The organism is Paenibacillus aurantiacus (assembly GCF_042431225.1).
In the GTDB taxonomy this organism is placed as follows: domain Bacteria; phylum Bacillota; class Bacilli; order Paenibacillales; family Paenibacillaceae; genus Paenibacillus_Z; species Paenibacillus_Z aurantiacus.
In genome coordinates this window covers 1-500 of record NZ_JBHMDO010000046.1, presented here as the reverse complement: position 1 = coordinate 500, position 500 = coordinate 1, and the positions used below count along the sequence as shown (strand labels likewise).

Here is a 500-nt window from a genome sequence, read left to right as displayed (position 1 = left end):
TCTGCACCTTGAAAACTGGATATGAAATGAAACATCCTTTAGCTGAGTTATAACAGCAGTATGCGAAAGGTTTTGCCTTTCAATTGCTGTAGCGAAGATTGTTCGGGGTAAGCGACTTTTGTCGGACGGTTTCCACAACTCTTGGAGTTCGTGGATCAAGAAACAGGCCAGACAACGGGAGCGTCATCGAATCAATCGGAGCGAATGAGCTGAATGCTGCATCCACGTTCCGTGGAAGCAAGCCAATCAGCATTAGGTTAAGCTAGTAAGAGCGCACGGAGGATGCCTAGGCACTAGGAGCCGAAGAAGGACGTGGCGAACTACGAAAATGCCTCGGGGAGCGGTAAGCACGCTTTGATCCGGGGATGTCCGAATGGGGAAACCCGGCTGCGGTAATGCGCAGTCACCTGTTACTGAATACATAGGTAACATGGAGGCAGACCAGGGGAACTGAAACATCTAAGTACCCTGAGGAAGAGAAAACAATAGTGATTCCGTCA

The 500-nt window shown here is 49.4% G+C and carries 1 rRNA gene; it reads left to right on the top strand.

The window, feature by feature from the left end:
• Positions 1–255: 255 nt before the first annotated feature.
• Positions 256–500 (top strand): 23S ribosomal RNA (locus ACFFSY_RS28380); the annotation flags it as partial.